Origin of the sequence: Helicobacter ganmani (assembly GCF_003364315.1) — a bacterium.
GTDB lineage: Bacteria > Campylobacterota > Campylobacteria > Campylobacterales > Helicobacteraceae > Helicobacter_D > Helicobacter_D ganmani.
The window spans coordinates 50,821-68,221 of record NZ_NXLS01000008.1 but is presented as its reverse complement, the minus strand read 5'-3'; the positions used below and the strand labels follow the sequence as shown (position 1 = coordinate 68,221).

General features: G+C 37.8%; 19 protein-coding genes. 10 read left to right on the top strand and 9 right to left on the bottom strand.

The genetic code is table 11. The features are described 5' to 3' along the window. From purS to CQA43_RS07650, 9 genes are all read right to left on the bottom strand, one after another. Positions 1–234, bottom strand: coding sequence for a phosphoribosylformylglycinamidine synthase subunit PurS (gene purS, locus CQA43_RS07690; RefSeq protein ID WP_115552010.1), 234 nt, complete (start codon positions 232–234; stop codon positions 1–3). An 8-nt stretch (positions 235–242) separates the two neighbouring features. Continuing rightward, positions 243–959 (bottom strand): phosphoribosylaminoimidazolesuccinocarboxamide synthase, encoded by a 717-nt coding sequence (purC, locus tag CQA43_RS07685; RefSeq protein WP_115552009.1) that lies wholly within the window; start codon positions 957–959, stop codon positions 243–245. Between the two features lie 10 nt (positions 960–969). Beyond that, entirely contained in the window at positions 970–2,208 is a 1,239-nt protein-coding gene (locus tag CQA43_RS07680; RefSeq protein ID WP_407918778.1) for a S41 family peptidase, read from the bottom strand. 218 nt (positions 2,209–2,426) lie between these two features. Further along, positions 2,427–4,322, bottom strand: coding sequence for a tRNA uridine-5-carboxymethylaminomethyl(34) synthesis enzyme MnmG (gene mnmG / locus CQA43_RS07675; RefSeq protein ID WP_115552007.1), 1,896 nt, complete (start codon positions 4,320–4,322; stop codon positions 2,427–2,429). A 219-nt stretch (positions 4,323–4,541) separates the two neighbouring features. Beyond that, positions 4,542–6,653 carry a methyl-accepting chemotaxis protein gene (locus CQA43_RS09930; protein WP_115552006.1) on the bottom strand — a complete coding sequence of 704 codons (2,112 nt, stop codon included), beginning with the start codon at positions 6,651–6,653 and terminating at the stop codon, positions 4,542–4,544. 123 nt (positions 6,654–6,776) lie between these two features. Continuing rightward, the gene (locus CQA43_RS07665) at positions 6,777–7,511 is read right to left on the bottom strand and encodes a phosphate ABC transporter ATP-binding protein (protein ID WP_115552005.1); all 735 of its coding nucleotides are present in this window, start codon (positions 7,509–7,511) and stop codon (positions 6,777–6,779) included. Next, positions 7,501–8,379: a PstA family ABC transporter permease gene (locus tag CQA43_RS07660; protein ID WP_115552004.1), complete on the bottom strand. Its 879-nt coding sequence runs from the start codon at positions 8,377–8,379 to the stop codon at positions 7,501–7,503. Before CQA43_RS07660 ends, CQA43_RS07665 begins: the two co-directional genes overlap by 11 nt. A gap of 9 nt (positions 8,380–8,388) precedes the next feature. Further along, positions 8,389–9,228, bottom strand: coding sequence for a PstC family ABC transporter permease (locus CQA43_RS07655; protein WP_115552003.1), 840 nt, complete (start codon positions 9,226–9,228; stop codon positions 8,389–8,391). Further along, a complete protein-coding gene (locus tag CQA43_RS07650; RefSeq protein ID WP_115552002.1) occupies positions 9,225–10,109 on the bottom strand; it encodes a phosphate ABC transporter substrate-binding protein in 885 nt (294 codons plus the stop codon). The genes CQA43_RS07655 and CQA43_RS07650 overlap by 4 nt, the downstream gene beginning before the upstream one ends. A gap of 220 nt (positions 10,110–10,329) precedes the next feature. On the opposite strand from CQA43_RS07650, the gene CQA43_RS07645 reads away from it, so the two are divergent. The 10 genes from CQA43_RS07645 (at position 10,330) to CQA43_RS10040 (ending at position 17,397) form a co-directional block, all read left to right on the top strand. Then, entirely contained in the window at positions 10,330–11,358 is a 1,029-nt protein-coding gene (locus CQA43_RS07645; RefSeq protein WP_245944275.1) for a cation diffusion facilitator family transporter, read from the top strand. 133 nt (positions 11,359–11,491) lie between these two features. Further along, positions 11,492–11,905 carry a hypothetical protein gene (locus tag CQA43_RS07640; protein ID WP_115552001.1) on the top strand — a complete coding sequence of 138 codons (414 nt, stop codon included), beginning with the start codon at positions 11,492–11,494 and terminating at the stop codon, positions 11,903–11,905. A gap of 9 nt (positions 11,906–11,914) precedes the next feature. Then, positions 11,915–12,274, top strand: coding sequence for a flagellar motor switch protein FliN (gene fliN / locus CQA43_RS07635; protein ID WP_115552000.1), 360 nt, complete (start codon positions 11,915–11,917; stop codon positions 12,272–12,274). Beyond that, positions 12,271–12,795 (top strand): hypothetical protein, encoded by a 525-nt coding sequence (locus CQA43_RS07630; protein ID WP_115551999.1) that lies wholly within the window; start codon positions 12,271–12,273, stop codon positions 12,793–12,795. The genes fliN and CQA43_RS07630 overlap by 4 nt, the downstream gene beginning before the upstream one ends. Next, complete coding sequence (locus tag CQA43_RS07625) at positions 12,782–13,591, top strand: energy transducer TonB (RefSeq protein ID WP_115551998.1); 810 nt, start codon at positions 12,782–12,784, stop codon at positions 13,589–13,591. Before CQA43_RS07630 ends, CQA43_RS07625 begins: the two co-directional genes overlap by 14 nt. A 126-nt stretch (positions 13,592–13,717) precedes the next feature. After that, positions 13,718–14,593, top strand: coding sequence for a glucose-1-phosphate thymidylyltransferase RfbA (rfbA, locus tag CQA43_RS07620; protein WP_115551997.1), 876 nt, complete (start codon positions 13,718–13,720; stop codon positions 14,591–14,593). After that, complete coding sequence (gene rfbB / locus CQA43_RS07615; protein WP_181881661.1) at positions 14,593–15,705, top strand: dTDP-glucose 4,6-dehydratase; 1,113 nt, start codon at positions 14,593–14,595, stop codon at positions 15,703–15,705. The genes rfbA and rfbB overlap by 1 nt, the downstream gene beginning before the upstream one ends. Further along, the gene (locus CQA43_RS07610) at positions 15,702–16,736 is read left to right on the top strand and encodes a radical SAM protein (RefSeq protein ID WP_011114941.1); all 1,035 of its coding nucleotides are present in this window, start codon (positions 15,702–15,704) and stop codon (positions 16,734–16,736) included. Before rfbB ends, CQA43_RS07610 begins: the two co-directional genes overlap by 4 nt. Positions 16,737–16,789: 53 nt before the next feature. Beyond that, positions 16,790–17,053: a hypothetical protein gene (locus CQA43_RS09545; protein WP_181881660.1), complete on the top strand. Its 264-nt coding sequence runs from the start codon at positions 16,790–16,792 to the stop codon at positions 17,051–17,053. Then, entirely contained in the window at positions 17,050–17,397 is a 348-nt protein-coding gene (locus CQA43_RS10040) for an acyltransferase (RefSeq protein ID WP_181881665.1), read from the top strand. Before CQA43_RS09545 ends, CQA43_RS10040 begins: the two co-directional genes overlap by 4 nt. Positions 17,398–17,401 lie beyond the last annotated feature (4 nt).

Sequence of the window (17,401 nt, the reverse complement as noted above, 5' to 3'; positions counted from 1 at the left end):
CTATATCTTTATTGCGTAGTTTTCAATCACCGTGTTAGCAAGCAAAGTTTCGCACATAGATTCCACTTCTTTTTGGATATTTGTCTTATCTCCTGCAATTTCTAATGTAATCACTTTGCCAACTTTGACATTTTCTACGCCTTGATAGCCTAAAGATTCTAATGCGTGGTGTATGGCTTTGCCTTGTGGGTCTAATACACCTTCTTTTAGTCCTACAATGACTTCTACTTTCATAAATCTCCCTAGCTTAAAATTCTTTTCAAAATCTCTTCATACGCCATTTTAACATTGCCTAAATCTTGTCTAAAGCGGTCTTTATCTAATTTTTCTTTTGTATTTTTATCCCAGAATCTGCAAGAATCGGGCGTGATTTCATCTGCAAGCAGAATCGCACCCGTGCTATCCACCCCAAATTCTAGTTTAAAATCTACCAAAATAAGATTCTTTTTGTCAAAAAATTCTCTTAACACTTCATTGACTTTTCGCCCAATTTTGCGCAATTCATCTAATGCTTCTATGGATTGAACGCATTTTAAAATTAGTGCGTGTTCATCATTGATGAGAGGGTCGCCTAGTGCATCGTCTTTGTAATAAAACTCTACAAGCGTAAAAGGAAGAGATTCTCCCTCTTTGATACCTAATCTCTTCGTTAAAGAACCTGTTGCAACATTGCGTACAACTACTTCAATGGGGATAATCTGAACAAGTTTGCAGAGCATTAAATCCTCACCTATGGTTTCTACATAATGTGTTTTGACGCCGTTTTTTTCTAGTAATTTAAAAATTTCAGTTGAGATTTTGCAATTTAGAATCCCTTTGCCTTGCTCGCTACCCTTTTTTTCGGCATTAAAGGCGGTTAAATCGTCTTTGAATTGTGAGATGATTAATCCATTGTCCTCTGTTTTGTAGAGTTTTTTGCCTTTGCCCTCATACATCATTTCTTTTTGTGTTGCCTGCATTTTGACTCCTTTATAGAACTTTAAAGATTTTCAACACATCAATTGCACTTTTTAGTTGAATGTCTTGCAATACTTGTTGGTGTGTAATAGAATTTTTGGCGTCTTTTGCTTTTTTATCTTTGCTAGATTCTACTTTTGCTAATTCTCCCTCTAAGTGTTTTTGCAAATCTGCTTCTTTAATGCTAAAGCCACTATTTTCATCGGGTACGATTCCGGGAGCTACTTCAATATCGGGTGTTACACCCACAGCTTGAATTGTGCGTCCGCTTGGCAAATAATAACGCGCAATCGTGAGGCGTAAAGCCTCCTTTTTTTCTGTGGGGAGAATCACTTGCACACTTCCCTTGCCAAATGTTCCCTCTCCCACTAATACGCCGCGTTTATTGTCTTGAATCGCTCCCGCGACAATCTCGCTTGCACTCGCACTTCCATTATTGACTAATACCACAAGGGGAGTGGTTGCATAAGGCGTGCGATTGCTTGCATTATAGACAATGTTTTCATCTTTGATTCTGCCTTTTTGGGAAACGATAATGCCTTTTTTGATAAACAAATCACTTAATTCTACGGCTTGATTGAGTAATCCGCCCGGATTGTTGCGCAAATCTAGCACGATTCCATCAATCGTCTTGAATTTTTTTAATTCTTCTTCTACGCGTTTGCTAACATTTTTGTCAAAGGAAGTTACGCGCAAATAAACATAATTGCTTTCCTCAATTCCTTTTGCATAAACGGATTCCACTTTGATATTATCACGCACAATGTCAAAAATCAAGGGTTTTGACTCATTTTTGCGCACAATAGTGAGCTGCACTTTTGTGTTTGGTTTGCCACGCATTCTATTGACTGCATCATCAATGCTCATATTTAATGTGCTTTCCTCATTGATTTTTAGGATAATATCTCCGCTTTTTAAGCCCGCTTTGTCGCCTGGTGTGCCTTCAATGGGAGCGATAATTGTCAGTGCATTATCACGCAAGCCAATCGTGATTCCGATTCCGCCAAATTGTCCATCTGTTTGGATTTTTAAATCTTCAAATTTCTTTTCGTCCAAGTAGGCAGAATGTGCATCAAGGTTTGAAAGAAGCCCATCAATCGCTTTATCTACGATTTCGTTCAGGCTTAATTCATCTACATAATATTTTTCTACTGTGCCAATGACTTTACGCAATTTATTATAAGCGTCTAGTCGTGATTCGTCTTCCGCGAATGCTGCATTTTGAAAACCTATTACGAGGAATAAGCTCATAAGAAGTGCATAAAAAATTCTTTTAAATTCAAATTGTTTCATAAAGCAACCTAAAATAAAGTTTTAAGTGTGCAATTTTAGCACATTCGCATTAAAACTAAAATAAAAATGCTAGATTTTGTCCTTGCGAGATTTCGTAGGTCGTGGTAATCTATAATTATGAGAGATTCCATATTATAGATTATTTTGTTGTCTGTGTTTGCTTGCAAGAACGCAAATTAGCTTTTGTTGTGTAGGTGAATATAAAGTTGCAAAACTTCCAAGCTCGCGGGTGTTACGCCGCTGATTTCGCTTGCCTCAAAAAGGCTTTTAGGATTAAACTTTTTCAGTTTTTCAATCACTTCCAAACTTAAGCCCGGAATCCCATCAAAAATGAAATCTTGAGGAATCGTTATGCTTAACATTTTGTCCATATTGTTAATAAGGTTTTGTTGCTTTTGGATATAACTTGCATATTTTGCCTCTACCAAAATTTCCTCTAGTGCGCGTGGAGAGAATCGCAAAAAGGGTGCTTCTATGATTTCTTGGATTCTAAGTAGCTTGTGCAAATCAAAGCTACGGCGGCTTACAATTGTGCCAAAGGTCGTCTTGTCGCTAATTCTTTCCTCGCCAATAGAATCCAAGAATCGCAACATCTCTAAGGTGGGTGTAATGGGGGTATTGTTGAGCCATTGGAGACCCTCTTGAATATCGGCTTTATCTTGCATTAGTTGCGCGAAATCTTGAGATTCCATTAGTCCTAGCGAATAGGCTAGCTCCCCAAGCCTGAAAATTGCGTTTCCCTCTCGCAAGAGTAAGCGATATTCTGCGCGCGAGCTAAACATACGATAAGGTTCTTTTGTGCCTTTAGTAACCAAATCATCTATCATAACGGCGATATAAGCCTCATTGCGTTTTAAAGTGATTTCCTCCTTGCCTTGCGCACTTAAAGCCGCATTGATTCCAGCAAAAATGCCTTGTGCGCCAGCTTCCTCATATCCTGTTGTTCCATTGATTTGTCCTGCGCAATAGAGATTCTTAAGTTTTTTTGTCTCCAATGTGTGCTTTAATTCGGTTGGATTGATATAGTCGTATTCAATCGCATAGCCATAGCGCACAATCTCTGCATTTTCTAAGCCTTCAATGCTGTGAATCATTGCTTCTTGGACATCAAAAGGTAGGGAGCTAGTTAAGCCATTGATATAGTATTCATTTGCTTCTAGTGTTTGAGGTTCTAAGAAAAGTTGATGTCTCTCTTTATCGCTGAAACGATGTACTTTATCTTCAATGCTTGGGCAATAGCGCGGACCTATGCCCTCAATTTGTCCTGTAAATAGGGGTGCGCGATGAAAGTTTGCACGAATGATTGCGTGGGTTTTGGCATTAGTATAGGTTACATAGCAGGGAAGTTGTGTGGGATTAAATGTGTCATTCTCTAGCTCTTTTTTTGTTTTTTGGCTAAAAAAGGGTGCAGGAGTATCTCCGCAATGTTTTTCTAGGTTATCAAAGCAAATGCTACTCGCTTTAATCCTTGCACAAGTACCGGTTTTCAACCTACCAACTTCAAGTCCAAGTGAGCGCAAATCTTCTCCTAAAGCAGACGCAGGAGGCTCCCCCGCTCGTCCATTACTAGAAGTGCTCTCTCCAATGTGGATTTTGCCTCGTAAAAATGTGCCAGTGGTTAAAATAATCTTTTTTGCATAATAAGTTTTGCCAATAGAGGTTTTTAGTCCAATCACTGCATTTTTGTTTTCATTTAACACAAGAGATTCCACAAGCTGTTGAGTTACTTCTAGGTTTTGGGCGTGGTAGCAAATGTCTCGTGCAAGGATTTTATATCTATCCATATCAATTTGCGCACGCGTTCCGCGCACCGCTGGACCTTTAGAAGCGTTAAGAGTGCGGAATTGTATGCCACTTTTATCCGTAAGGTAACCCATTATACCACCAAGCGCATCAATTTCTTTAACTAAATGCCCTTTGCCAAGTCCGCCAATGGCTGGATTACAGCTTGCTGCACCGATTTGCTCTACTAGCATAGTAATTAGCAAAGTTTTACAACCCATTTTTGCAGCAATTAAGCTAGATTCAATTCCTGCGTGTCCCCCGCCCACTACGATAACATCATATTCCATTCTCTTCCTTGAAGTTTAAATTTTGCAATTATAGCCAATAATGAGTCGTTTGGGATTTATTCTTATGGGTAAAAACGAAGTAGCAAGTTTGCATTGTTGCAAAAATCTTGCAATTTTCTCGCAAGGACAAAGGAATAGAATCTGCTGTTTATTTTGGGTTAAAATAACGAAATAGAATCGTAGAATCGCGGGTGCGATTCCAGAGATTCATTAAGAGGATTAAAATTTCTTTTTATGCACATCGTTTAAGATGTTTTGTGCAATATCATTAACATTTTTGGTTATATCATTCGTCATATTGGCGACTTCAACATTTTCATTTGTAACGGTCTCTAGTTGGACAATCGCTTCATTGATTTGTGAAATCCCTAAACTTTGCTCTTTAATGGATTCACTCATTTCGCTTACATTTTGCACTAGCACATTCACATTTGCTTCAATTTCGCCAAGTGATTTTCCTGTTCTTTCTGCTAGTTTTCGCACTTCATCGGCGACAACAGCAAATCCTCTTCCGTGTTCTCCTGCTCTTGCTGCTTCAATGGCTGCATTAAGGGCTAAAAGATTGGTTTGGTCTGCAATGTCTTTAATCACGCCTACGATTCCTTTAATATCTTCAGCTTGTCTTGTTGCATCACTTGTCTTGTTGCTAACATTTTCCATAGATTGGTTAATCTCTTCTACGGCTGCAGCAGATTGTTGGAGAGAGCTTGCTTGAGTTTGTGAGCCTTCGGTTAGTCTGGTCATAAATTTCTCTAGCTCGGAAGATTGTGCAGAGAGATTTTGTGCGAACCCTGCACTAGCCGTTAGCATTTGGCGGATTTCCTCTCCTAAAGTATTAGTTGTGATTTCTACACTACCTTTTGCATCTTTTACTTCTGTTGTAAAATCAAGGGTTTTATAGGATTCAAAGACACGATGGATTTCATTCATATCACTTCCCACTTTGTTTTGTAAAACATCTAACATATTATTTAGCACATTTTTAAGCTCTACTAATTGCGGATTGGCAGGTTGCTTGACGATTCTTGCCGTTAAATCTCCATTTTCAATGGCTTTAGCGGTTTGAGCAGATTGCTCAATTGCTTCTTCGTCAATTCTTAAAGAATCTTGTGTTCTCTTAATGTTGTCATTGATAAGTTTGCCCATAATTCCTAACTCATCATTCGCATTGATTTTGATGAATTGAGTCTCCTTGCTTTCGTGGTTGATGAATCGGAAGAAAGCAACAAGAGTTTTTACCAACATAGGCAGACGATTCCCCAAATTGACTTTAATATACCAATAGATTAATCCCATTGCTACAACAATAAAGATTAATGAAGCGATGCCAATCGTGTATTGCAAATGATAAAGAGGGGCTAATACGGAATTTTTGGGTGCGGTTGTTACTACGGCAAAACTTGCTTCATTATCTGCAACGGAGAAGTTTTCTAAACTTGCAAAGCTGGAATTGCCGTGAGTGTCTGTGTAGTCGTAGATGCCATCTTGATGATCCTTGATTGCGTTAATGAGGCTTTGCGCACCGGGAGTAGGATTCACATCTTGAATTTGTTTTAAGAGTTGATTGGAATCCGGAAATGAAATAATTAACCCATCATTATCTAGGAGTAGTCTTATATCTTGTTCAAATACGCTTTGGTCTGGGTCATTTAGATATGCTGCTATTGTTTCAAAATTGAAGATAAAGCCTATTGCACCTATAATTTGTTTTCTACTATCAAATAGGGGCATAACTAGCCCTGTTCCAATAAAATTATCTTCGCCGATTTGGAATTTTCTTGTTTTACCAAAAAATACCCGATTGCTACCATATTTACCCTCTCGTAATGCATCTTGAATACTTGCGAGTTGTGGGAAAGTGTCTCTTGCTTGCTTAGAGGTAATCCCCCCCTTTTTGGAAGTGTCTTCGTCATAAAGCATCATAAAAAACTCACCACTTGGAGTAATGTGTAAAGGATTCTCTCTGAAGTGAGCAGGGGCGTTTTTGAGATAGAGAAATCCATAATTTGCATTAGAGGAACTATCAAAAACTCCCTCTACAACATTATAAATCCTCTGAAAGCTTAAATCTCTAATTTCTGCAGTTTCAAAAATGTGATTGAGGATTGAAGAACTCCCCCGCGTGATGGTAATTAATTCTTCTGAAATTCCCTTGATATGGTCGGCATAACTTTGAGAGGACTTCTCAACAATGTCTTTTGCATTGCGTTGCATATTTTCACTGACGCGATTTGTAACAATTAAACTTAAAATAATGATACCAACAATAAAAATTATGGCAATTACGCTATTAAGCTTAGTTTGCAGTTTAAGGTTTCTGAAAAAATCCATATACCTAACCTCCTTTTAGAATTGAATATTTAAGTTTTTTGAAAGATTGGAATTATACCAAAAATATTTTAGAAATTTAATAAAGTTCAAAAATTTTGTTTCTATACCATTTTCTAAATAATTTTATATTTTCAAAGCAGTTTCTAGTGCTGCTTTATCTTTGGGAACTTTTAAGAAGTTGCTATTTCCTTTTTGTGTTTGCATTACCGCTAGAGAATCCGCGATTCTTAATGCTTGGTCAATATTATGTGAAACCATTATTAAGGTATGCGTGTGAGCAATTTCAATCAATAATTCTTCAATGATATTTTGGGAATATAAATCTAGCGCACTTGTGGGTTCATCTAAAAGCAAGATTTTTGGCTCTAGGCTTAGGACTCTAGCTAAAAGTAGTCTTTGTTGTTCACCCCCAGAAAGTCGCAAAGCATTTTCTCGCAAACGATTTTTCAGATTATTCCAAAGACCTACTTGTTGCAAAGATTCGCAAATCTTAGCTTGAATTGCGTGTTTATCTAGGTTTGTCAATAAGGAGAGGGGCAAACTCAAGTTTTTTTCAATACTTAGATTAAAAGGTTGGGGTGTTTGAAAAAGCATACCGACATTTTTGCGCAAAATCTCTAGTGGAATCCTCTGAATGTTTTGCATAGAAGTAGAATCCAAATCTAGTAAAATTTCGCCCATAATCTCCCCACCCATTTCTTCACAAAGCCGATTAATGCAGCGTAAAAAAGTGCTTTTACCGCAACCTGAAGCACCTAAAAGCGTAAAAATTCCATAAGGTTTGATTTGCAAGTTGAGGTTAGAGAAAATCTGCTTCTCCCCAAAGCGCACACCTAAATTTTTCATTTCAAGAATCATTAGAGTTCCTTTTTGCAATTCCTTTTAAGATTCCACCTAGAAGCAACAAAAATCCGCATAGGAAAAGTAGCACTAGGCTTGCTCCCATTGCGTTTTGTAGCTCTCCTTGTGTCTGATAGTTTTGAGAGTTGTAATAGATATAAAACGACAAGGATTCAAATTTGCCTAAAAGCCCATTGGGCAATCCTGCATTTGCCACTGCACCGACAAACATCACCACAGCGGTGTCTTCTGCTACTCTACCAAGTGCTAAGATTGCACCGCTTAGGATTCCATTTCTTGCTTCAGGGAGCAAAAAATACCACAGAATCTTGCCTTTAGGCAAACCTAAGCCCAAAGCATTGAGCATTAAGTCTTGCGGCACAGATAAAAGAGCTTCTTTGGTTGTAGCAATGAGTGTAGGCAAAACAAGCAAAGCAAGACAACAAGCTGCAAGGAGTAGGCAGCTGTTTGCCTCTGGTAGCAAGTGATTTTTAAGCCACAAAATGCTTAAGAATCCAAATAGCCCCATAATCACCGATGGAATCCCTGCAAGAATATCTACCATTGTGTTTAAAAACCACTTTTCAAAAGCATTGGCATAATAGGCAAGATAGATTCCACAGCCAATTCCGGGAATAATCGCAAATAAGAGGCTTAAAATCACAAGCCATAAAGTCCCAAGAATTGCAGGAAAGATTCCATTAAACACTGCTGCTTTACCCAAAATCGCACTAAGAGGTGCGGTATTGCCAAAAAAGAGTTGTAAATCTAACACAGAGATTCCACGCCAAAATACCCAAAGCAAAAGAGAGCAAACAACCAAGACAACGCAAGTAGAACTCAAGAGACTTAAGAGATAAAAGACATTTGCGATTTTACGTTTCATTGTAGAATCCTAAAGTGAGTTGGATTTATGCAAAATGCCACGTGCAAAAAGGGCTAAAAGTGCATTGGAAACAATCAGCAAAAATCCAGAAACAAAAAGTGCATTATACGCCTCCCCGATACTCTCATTCGCGGTGATAAGTGCGATATGCGCACTCAAAACACGCAAAGGGTCAAAAAGTGAAGTGGCAAAATTCAAGGCATTAGAGGAAAGCATTAGCGCAATCATTGTATCACCAAAGGCTCTTCCAAAGCCTAGTAAAAATGCACCTATAAGCACACCTTTAGCCTTTGGAATCACGATAAAATAAAAAGTTTCAAAGTTGTGCAATCCAAGCGAGAGAGCGTTTAAATACTGATTTGAAAAAGGTTTTTTAAGTCCAGATTCTAAAAGCAAAACCATTGTGGGTAGAATCACGAGACTCAAGACACAAATACAGGCTAACAGATTTCTCCCGCTTCCGCTAAAAGCCTCTCTTAAGAGTGGAACGAGTAAAAACAATGCACCAAAGGCGTAAAGCACGGTGGGAATAGAACCCATAAAACGCACAAGAAAGTTTAAAATACTCTGCAAAAGCTTGGTTGCTTTGGATTTCATCGGCAAGATGAGAACGCAGACGATGGCTAAACTACAAGGAAATGCAACAAGCAATGTGCTAAAGCTTAGAATCAGTGAATTAACAAACATTGTCAAAACCCCAAATTCATTGGCTTTGGGATTCCAACTAAAGTGAAGTGTCAAGCTAGGATTGGAAGCAAGTGTTTGTAGTCCAAACCCACCAATCACAAGAAAAAGTAGGCAGATTCCGCTTAATGCTATGATTGTCGCAAATATTGCGACAAGTTTCATTTTGGAAGCGGGATATAGCCGGATTGTTCAATAAACTTTGCGCCATCACTAGAATAAATATAATCCACAAAAAGCTTAGTTAGTCCTTGTGGTTCACCTTTTGTATTCATATAGAGAAGGCGGCTGATTTGATAAGAACCTTCTTTTGTCTTTTCTTGAGTGGGTTCAATATTTTCAAATGCGATTCCTTTAATGCTTGAATCCAAATGTCCGATTCCGACATAACCAATCGCATTTTTATCTTGTGCAAGAGCAATTTTCATCGCACCATTGGAGCTGACGACATTTGCAGTTTGTGGAATCTCTATACCTTTGTTTAAGCCTTTGGATTCAAAAGTATCGCGTGTGCCGCTTCCATCTTCACGCACATAGAGGTTAATTACGCCCTCATTGCCTCCTAGCTCATTCCAATTTTTGACTTCCCCGCTGAAAATTCGGCTTACTTGCTCTTTGGTGAGATTAGAGAGAGGGTTTTCTTTATGCACCGCAATGGCAACTCCATCTACTGCAAAAGGAAAAGAAACCAACTGATATTTTTCAATTTCTTGGGGTTTTAGTGCGCGTCCGGTATTACCAATCTGAACCAAGCCCTCGCCAACTTTTGTGATTCCAGCACCTGTGCCACCCCCTGTAATGCTAATGGCGATGTTAGGGTTAAACGACATAATTGCTTCTGCCGCCTTTTTCATTACTGGGATATGCGCAGTGCCTCCTGCAATATCTATCTTGCCTTGCTCTTTGGCAAAGACGGCTAAGCTTTCGCTTGAAGCATTTGTCGCGCTAGATTCCGAAGAATCTTTAGAATTAGACCCACAACCGGTAAATGCACCAAATGTGAGCAACAAAACTGAAGCAGATAAAAGTGTAGAGACTTTTAGCATAATTGATTCCTTATTGTGAGATTTAAAGTCGCAATCCTAGCAAAATTATCTTTAAAGATTACTATTTTTGGTTAAATAAATTTTAATTTCTCGTCCTTGCGAGGCGAAGCTAAAGCGCATTCCGCGAAGTGATTTGCTTACACTTGAAAATCTGTAATTTTGACAAGCCAAAAACATTCCTTAGAATTTAAAAAGAGGGATTTTGTTGTAGAATCTTAAAATGCGTTATAATTTTGCCAAATTTACAGAGGTTTTGCTGATGAAATTGAGAATCCCAACGAGTAATTATGGTAGAAAAGTGCGTCAAAAATTTTTGCAGCCTTTACAAACACAGCAATCTTTGCTAGCAAACAATCAACAAGAACAATTTGTCTTAAAAGTTTCTATGTATAGTGCCTTATTGTTGGCAATTTTGGGAATCGCCTTTGGGCTCGGATTTAAAAGCTCGGCAATCGTATTTGATGGAATCATCGCGCTTGTTTCAGTAGGATTGGGACTTTTGAGTGTGATTACCTCACGCTTTATTTATCGTGAAGATGATGATGTGTTTCAATATGGTTATGTTCGTTTTGAACCTATGGTGAATCTTTTTAAGAGTTTGATTCTCATCATCGTTTGTATTTATGCTCTAATAGGCGGAATAGAGGATATTTTGAGTGGGGGATATACTTTACAAATTAATGGAGCGGCAATTTACACATTTTGTGCTTTTGTGCTTTGCTTGATTATTTTTGTTTTTACGCGATTTTATGCTAAACGACTAGATTCTGAACTTATTGGTGTGGATAATGTAGAGTGGAAAATTGATTGTGTTTTATATCTTGGAGCGTTGTTTGCTTTTGGGGCGATTGTGCTGTTTGACCCAGAACAACAAGAATCTTTGACGCGTTATATTGACCCGATTTTGCTTGTGCTATTAAGTGTGTTTTTGGCTTTCACACCTGTTAAGATTTTTATTGCAAATCTTAAAGATTTGATGATGATTGCTCCTCAAGAATTAGATGATAAAATTACAGAAGTTATGGAAAATTTAAGTGCAGAATATGGATTTGAGGATTATGATACACATGTCGCAAAAAGTGGAAGGTTTTTTATGATTGAAGTGAATCTTTTGGTAACAGACGCAAATGCAAAATTGAGTGCAGGTGAAATAGATGTGATTCGTAACAAAATTGAACAATCTTTAGAGATTCCAAGTTATAAGATTTGGCTACTTGTTAGTTTCACCGCAAATCCAAAGTGGCTGTGATATGCTATATAATCTTAAAAAATTTTAAATAAAAATCCTTATTAAATCCATTAGAATTACAGCAAAGATAAATAAAATTTAGCTATAATGATTTTTAATAATTTTTGTTTAACTTAAAATTAAGGTCATTTTTATGAAAGGAATCATTGAAAAGGCATTTATCCAAGCCATAGAAGATACGCTTGAGAAAACCCCCACACGTTGTGATAATAAGCTTTTATGCGGTTATCTCTCTAGCATTGATCTTATCTTTGGAGATGATACCAAAGGAACGGTTACTTTTGTAAGTTCTAAAGAGTTTTTGAATATTCTATCTTTTGGATTATTTGGAGAAAATGCAAAAGACGATTTGACTTTGCAAGACCTCTCACAAGAGTTGGCAAACTTGACGATTGGGCTTGGGAAAGTGCTTGCAGTTAAAGAGGGAAAAAGTTTTAATATCAAAACTCCGCGCGTGTTTGGTTATGGTGAATTTCAAGACAGACAATATAATCATTTGGATTTTACGCTTGAAGGCGCACCATGCTCATTATTTTTGCATAGATAAAGGGAAGTTATGCCAGCAGATGAATTTACATTAGCCAAAATCCAAGCCCCTAAACAAGAAGATTTAGTGCGGTATTTAGACGGGATTATAAACAATTATAGCGGGCTTTTGGATATGGGAGTGATTTTTAAATCCGAGCTTGGTTCTACCAAAGTGCCGCTGTTGGATATTTTACGCTTTGAGAAAGGCTCTATTATTGACTTGCAAAAACCTGCTGGAGAGAGTGTAGAGATTTATATTAATGGGCGAATCATCGGCAAGGGCGAAGTAATGGTTTATGAAAAAAACCTCGCGATTCGCGTAAATGAAATTCTTGATTCTAATGCGATTGTTTATTATCTAACACGAGAGAGTATCGGCACGGTATGAGAGCAGTGCTTGCACTTTTGTGTGGAATATGTTTTTTTGGTGTGATTCTAAACGCAAGCCAAATGCGCGAAGAGAGTGCGAACGCAGAATCTTCATTGCAAGGAATGTCGTCGGATTCTAAGATTTCAGAATTCGCTTTTGAAATGGGAAAATCTCCGCTTGAAAGCATTAATATGTTGCAATATTTTGGTGTGATTTTAATTTTAGTTGGGCTTTTAATTTTTTTATGGTATGTGAAAAATCGCCTCAATTCCCCACAAATCAAGGCTACCAAACCTAATGTATTGGGTGCATTGTTTGACGCAAAAAATTCAACAAGTGCCGTGCAAGTGCAATCTATTACAACTTTGGGGTTAAATAGCAAGTTGATTGTGTTTGAAGCTTATCAAAAGCGGTATTTAGTTATTTTGGGTAATAGTTATGCAAAATTGGTGGATTCTTATTCCATAGAATCGGAGAGTGCCACGCAAGAATCATTTAAGGAATTATTAGAGCAAGAGTTGCCAAGTGAAGCGAAATAATTTTCTCGCACTTTTTCTATCTTTAGCAATTCACGCATTGTTGCTTTTGCTTTTTTTGTGGGAGTCGCACTTAAGTGATTTGTATCACCCTCCGCGTTTGGGGACGCAAGAGGGAGAACGCGTGAGTTTGAAGCATTTTAGATTTTCACAAGGTGGAGAGGGGCAGAGTAGAGAGCAAGCTCCTGCACCACAGGCGAGATCGGAATCTACACCGCGTATGCAAGAATCCCCAAAAGCAAAAGTAGAAAAACCTAAGAAGCCAAAGCCTCAAACAAATCAATCAAAATCCGCACAATCTAAGCCTGCAACGAAGCAAATCTCAAAAGCCTTGAGCGAGTCTTTAGCGCAAAGCCTAGCAAGACCACAGACGCAATCCACCCAGAATCACCAAAATGCTTCGGGTGCGGTTGGTGCGCCGCATTCCCCCTCTATTTATGATTTTGGCAAAGATATGTCCAATCAGGAGGTAAAAGACCTCTATGGCGAGGAGTTTGGTTCGCTTGATACGGAGCAAAGGAAGTTTATCAAGGATAATTTAAGTGGAATCGGACGCATTACACAAAGGTATTTGAAATATCCAACAATCGCGGGTAAGATGGGACAACAAGGGGACAATATCGTGGAATTTTATTTGTATCCTAATGGAGATATTTCTGACCTTAAACTCCTTACGCCAAGTGGCTTTACCCTGCTAGATGATAATAGCGTGCATACAATCAAAATCGCCTATAAGGACTATCCTTATCCAAGTGTGAAAACTAAGATTCGCATTCGGGTGATGTATAGGATATATTAAGAGACTGTAAATAGATAATATATGGGGATAGCAAGTTAAATTTGAGTGTTTGATAAAATTTATAAATAATATGTTAATATAAATTTTTGATAATCTATTTTAGTGATATTTATTTAAGGAATTTCTATGAAAGGCATTATATTAGCGGGTGGAAGTGGAACAAGATTGTATCCTACTACTTTGATGCTCTCAAAGCAACTTTTGCCTATTTATGACAAACCAATGATTTATTATCCGTTTTCTGTGTTAATGCTTGCACAAATTCGTGAGGTTTTAATTATCTCTACCCCCAAAGATACGCCGAGATTCCAAGAGATTTTTGGGAATGGAGATTGGCTAGGTATGGAGATTCAATATTGTGTGCAGCCCTCTCCTGATGGATTGGCTCAAGGGTTGATTTTGGCAGAGAATTTTGTGAAAGATGAGAATCTTGCTTTGATTTTAGGGGATAATGTTTTTTACGGGCAAGGATTCTCGCTAATGCTTTTAGAGGCAAAAGAGGAAGCTAACAAAGGCAAAGCAACTATATTTTCTTATCGTGTCAAAGACCCAGAACGTTTTGGTGTAGTAGAAATGGACGCCAATGGAGCGGTTGTGAGTTTAGAAGAAAAGCCTTGCAAGCCAAAGAGCAATCTTGCTGCCACAGGATTATATTTTTATGATAATACTGCCATAGAGATAGCAAAATCGCTTAAACCAAGCCCACGAGGGGAATTAGAAATTACTGATGTCAATATTGCTTATTTTAAAGCGGGCAAACTTCGTTCTCAAAGTTTAGGGCGTGGCTTTGCGTGGCTTGATACGGGCACACACGATAGTCTTGTGGAAGCTTCAAGTTTTGTGCAAACTATTGAATTAAGACAAGGCTATAAAATCGCGTGTTTAGAGGAAATTGCTTATCATAATGGCTGGATAGATAAAGGGCAGCTTTTACAAAGGGCTGAAAGCTTAAGTAAAAGTGGCTATGGGCAGTATCTTCGCCAACTTTTAGAGGAAAAATAATGAAAAATCTCCTTATCACAGGTGGAGCAGGGTTTATCGGGAGTAATTTTATTCTCTATTTTTTGCATAAATACCCGCAGTATCGCCTTATCAATGTGGATTCTTTAACTTATGCAGGAGATTTGCGCAATCTCCAAGGTGCAGAGAATACGCCAAATTATGAGTTTAGACAAGGCGATATTTGCGATAAAGACTTTATTAAGGAACTTTTTGCGCATTATGATATTGAGGGTGTGATTCATTTTGCCGCAGAATCTCACGTGGATAATTCTATAAAAAATCCAAGTGCCTTTGTAGAAACAAATGTCAATGGCACTTTTAATTTACTGCATAATGCGTATTTAAACTGGTTTGATGCGCCAAGTCGCCCTAAGACAAACAAAGAGCATTGTATTTTTCATCATATTAGCACTGATGAGGTATTTGGCTCATTAGGAGAAAGCGGATATTTTAGTGAATCCACGCCTTATGCACCCAATTCGCCTTATTCTGCTTCCAAAGCTTCAAGCGATATGTTGGTTAGGAGTTATCATCATACCTATGGGTTGAAAACTTTTATCACAAATTGTTCTAACAACTATGGACCAAAGCAGCACGATGAAAAGCTTATTCCTACGATTATCCGTAATGCTTTGGCTGGCAGTGAGATTCCTATTTATGGTGATGGACAAAATATCCGTGATTGGCTTTTTGTGCAAGATCATTGCAAAGCGATTGATAAGGTGTTTCATTCCTCTTATTTTGGGCAGAGTTTTAATATCGGTGGAGAAAATGAGCAAAGCAATATAGAGCTTGCACAAATTATTTGTGAGATGTTGGATAAAAAATGCCCCAAAGAGCGCAGTTACAAAGAGCAAATTACATTTGTCCAAGATAGAGCAGGACACGATAGACGATATGCGATAGATTCTAGTAAAATGACGCGTTTATTTGGGTTCAAACCAAGTGATTTTTATACCAATCTTTCTCAAACAATAGATTTTTATATTTATAAATATACTTCAATTCCTCTTGCGGGGGGGGGGGTTAATAAACTCTTAATTCTTACTTTTTTGCCTCTTTTATTGCTTTTTATGCACTCCTTTATCTTACGAAAAAGGGAGTTTAGATGAAAGTAAATCACTTCAATTCACACGAAAAAATTTTGCGTTATACCGACAAGATTGATTATTTTATGAATGCGCATAAAACACTTGTTGTTACCGAGTTAGATTTGACAAATAAATGCAATCACCGCTGTCCGGGTTGCTGTGGGCATAATGAAAACAATGCAGAGTTAAGCAAGGAGCAAATTGATGTGATTATTGCAGGACTAAAAAGTCTTGAGAATAAGGGCGTGATTCTATCTGGCGGAGGCGAGCCGACTCTAAGCCCACATTTTAGTTATGCGATAGAGGAGATAAAACGCGCAGGAATGAATATCGGGTGCAATTCTAATGGTGGATTGCTTGATGAGCAAAAGTGTCGTGTGATTGCACAGAATTTGGAGTATTTTAGAATCTCCCTTGATGCGGGAAGTGTGCCAATGTATGAGAAAATACACGGAATGAAACCTCATCATTTCGCTAAAACTTTAGAGAATATTGAGATGTTTGCAAGGATAAAAACACAAATGGATTCTAAAATTAGCTTTGGGATAGGATTTTTAACAAGCCAAGAGACGCGAGAGGATATGGAAAGCTTTGTGAAGCTTATAAAAGATATTACCAAAAGACAAAAAGGCATTGATTTTGTGCAGTTTCGCCCATTTACCGGCGATACTTTTGATATTGCCCCAATCCTTTTGGAACTGCAAAATAAATACGAAGAAGCGGATTTTAAAATCCTAGCAAGTTATCAAAAATATAATCAAATGCACAATGCGGCTAATCGTGGCTATGAGAAATGCCACGGAATGTTTTTTAGCACTTGTATCAGTGCGGATTTCAAAGTTTGGGCTTGTTTGCACTTCCGTCAAAGCCCTGCACATTTGCTCGGAGATTTAAGAGAGCAGAGTTTGGAGGAGATTTGGCGAGGAAGCAGGATAAGAGAAGTGTATGAGAGTATTGATTGTAAGAACTGCCCAATTTTATGCCGAAATGATAATTTTAATAAAACTTTAGATAAACTCCAGCTTGAAGTAATTAACAGCGAATTTTTATAGAATCTTAAGCTTAGATTCTATAATTTTATGCCACAAAAGTTTAAGGGGAAAAAATGAGTATTGCTAAATTGGCACGGAGATTAAGGCAACTAAAGCCTATTCAGAGATTAAAGATTTGGTATTATAGGTATATCTTATCTAATGTTAAGGTGCAGGGAGATTTTAAGATTCTCTCTCCAACTTTATTTCATCGTTTGGGCAATCATCAAAGTGATGGGCAAATTCATATTGATAGTGAGGTGCATTTAGGATACTTTCCTTCCGCTTATTTTTATACTTGTCATAATTATATTGATGTGCGGGGGGGGGGTATATAATTGTTAAAAAACGAACATATATTAATAATAATTTTGCCCTCACTGCTTTAAGACATAAGATTACAATAGGTGAAAACTGCTTTATTGGAGTAAATTTTCAAGCTCTAAATGCTGATTTTCACGGCATTAGAATAAAAGAGAGAAGTAATTACGATGCGATAAAAAGCGCAGATATTGATATAGGCGATGATTGTTTCATTGGTAATAATGTCATTATTCTTAAAGGCGTAAAACTTGGCAGAGGTTGTGTAGTAGCAGCTGGAAGTGTGGTAACACAATCTTTTGAGGCAGATTCTCTTATCGCAGGAAATCCCGCGAGATTGGTTAGGAGAATTGAGCAGTAGTTAT

What these genes read in the sequence shown, in the direction of transcription:
- purS (WP_115552010.1), bottom strand. Translation starts at nt 234, where the DNA reads ATGAAAGTAGAAGTCATTGTAGGACTAAAAGAAGGTGTATTAGACCCA.
- purC (WP_115552009.1), bottom strand. Translation starts at nt 959, where the DNA reads ATGCAGGCAACACAAAAAGAAATGATGTATGAGGGCAAAGGCAAAAAA.
- CQA43_RS07680 (WP_407918778.1), bottom strand. Translation starts at nt 2,208, where the DNA reads ATGAGCTTATTCCTCGTAATAGGTTTTCAAAATGCAGCATTCGCGGAA.
- mnmG (WP_115552007.1), bottom strand. Translation starts at nt 4,322, where the DNA reads ATGGAATATGATGTTATCGTAGTGGGCGGGGGACACGCAGGAATTGAA.
- CQA43_RS09930 (WP_115552006.1), bottom strand. Translation starts at nt 6,653, where the DNA reads ATGGATTTTTTCAGAAACCTTAAACTGCAAACTAAGCTTAATAGCGTA.
- CQA43_RS07665 (WP_115552005.1), bottom strand. Translation starts at nt 7,511, where the DNA reads ATGATTCTTGAAATGAAAAATTTAGGTGTGCGCTTTGGGGAGAAGCAG.
- CQA43_RS07660 (WP_115552004.1), bottom strand. Translation starts at nt 8,379, where the DNA reads ATGAAACGTAAAATCGCAAATGTCTTTTATCTCTTAAGTCTCTTGAGT.
- CQA43_RS07655 (WP_115552003.1), bottom strand. Translation starts at nt 9,228, where the DNA reads ATGAAACTTGTCGCAATATTTGCGACAATCATAGCATTAAGCGGAATC.
- CQA43_RS07650 (WP_115552002.1), bottom strand. Translation starts at nt 10,109, where the DNA reads ATGCTAAAAGTCTCTACACTTTTATCTGCTTCAGTTTTGTTGCTCACA.
- CQA43_RS07645 (WP_245944275.1), top strand. Translation starts at nt 10,330, where the DNA reads ATGCGTTATAATTTTGCCAAATTTACAGAGGTTTTGCTGATGAAATTG.
- CQA43_RS07640 (WP_115552001.1), top strand. Translation starts at nt 11,492, where the DNA reads ATGAAAGGAATCATTGAAAAGGCATTTATCCAAGCCATAGAAGATACG.
- fliN (WP_115552000.1), top strand. Translation starts at nt 11,915, where the DNA reads ATGCCAGCAGATGAATTTACATTAGCCAAAATCCAAGCCCCTAAACAA.
- CQA43_RS07630 (WP_115551999.1), top strand. Translation starts at nt 12,271, where the DNA reads ATGAGAGCAGTGCTTGCACTTTTGTGTGGAATATGTTTTTTTGGTGTG.
- rfbA (WP_115551997.1), top strand. Translation starts at nt 13,718, where the DNA reads ATGAAAGGCATTATATTAGCGGGTGGAAGTGGAACAAGATTGTATCCT.
- rfbB (WP_181881661.1), top strand. Translation starts at nt 14,593, where the DNA reads ATGAAAAATCTCCTTATCACAGGTGGAGCAGGGTTTATCGGGAGTAAT.
- CQA43_RS07610 (WP_011114941.1), top strand. Translation starts at nt 15,702, where the DNA reads ATGAAAGTAAATCACTTCAATTCACACGAAAAAATTTTGCGTTATACC.
- CQA43_RS09545 (WP_181881660.1), top strand. Translation starts at nt 16,790, where the DNA reads ATGAGTATTGCTAAATTGGCACGGAGATTAAGGCAACTAAAGCCTATT.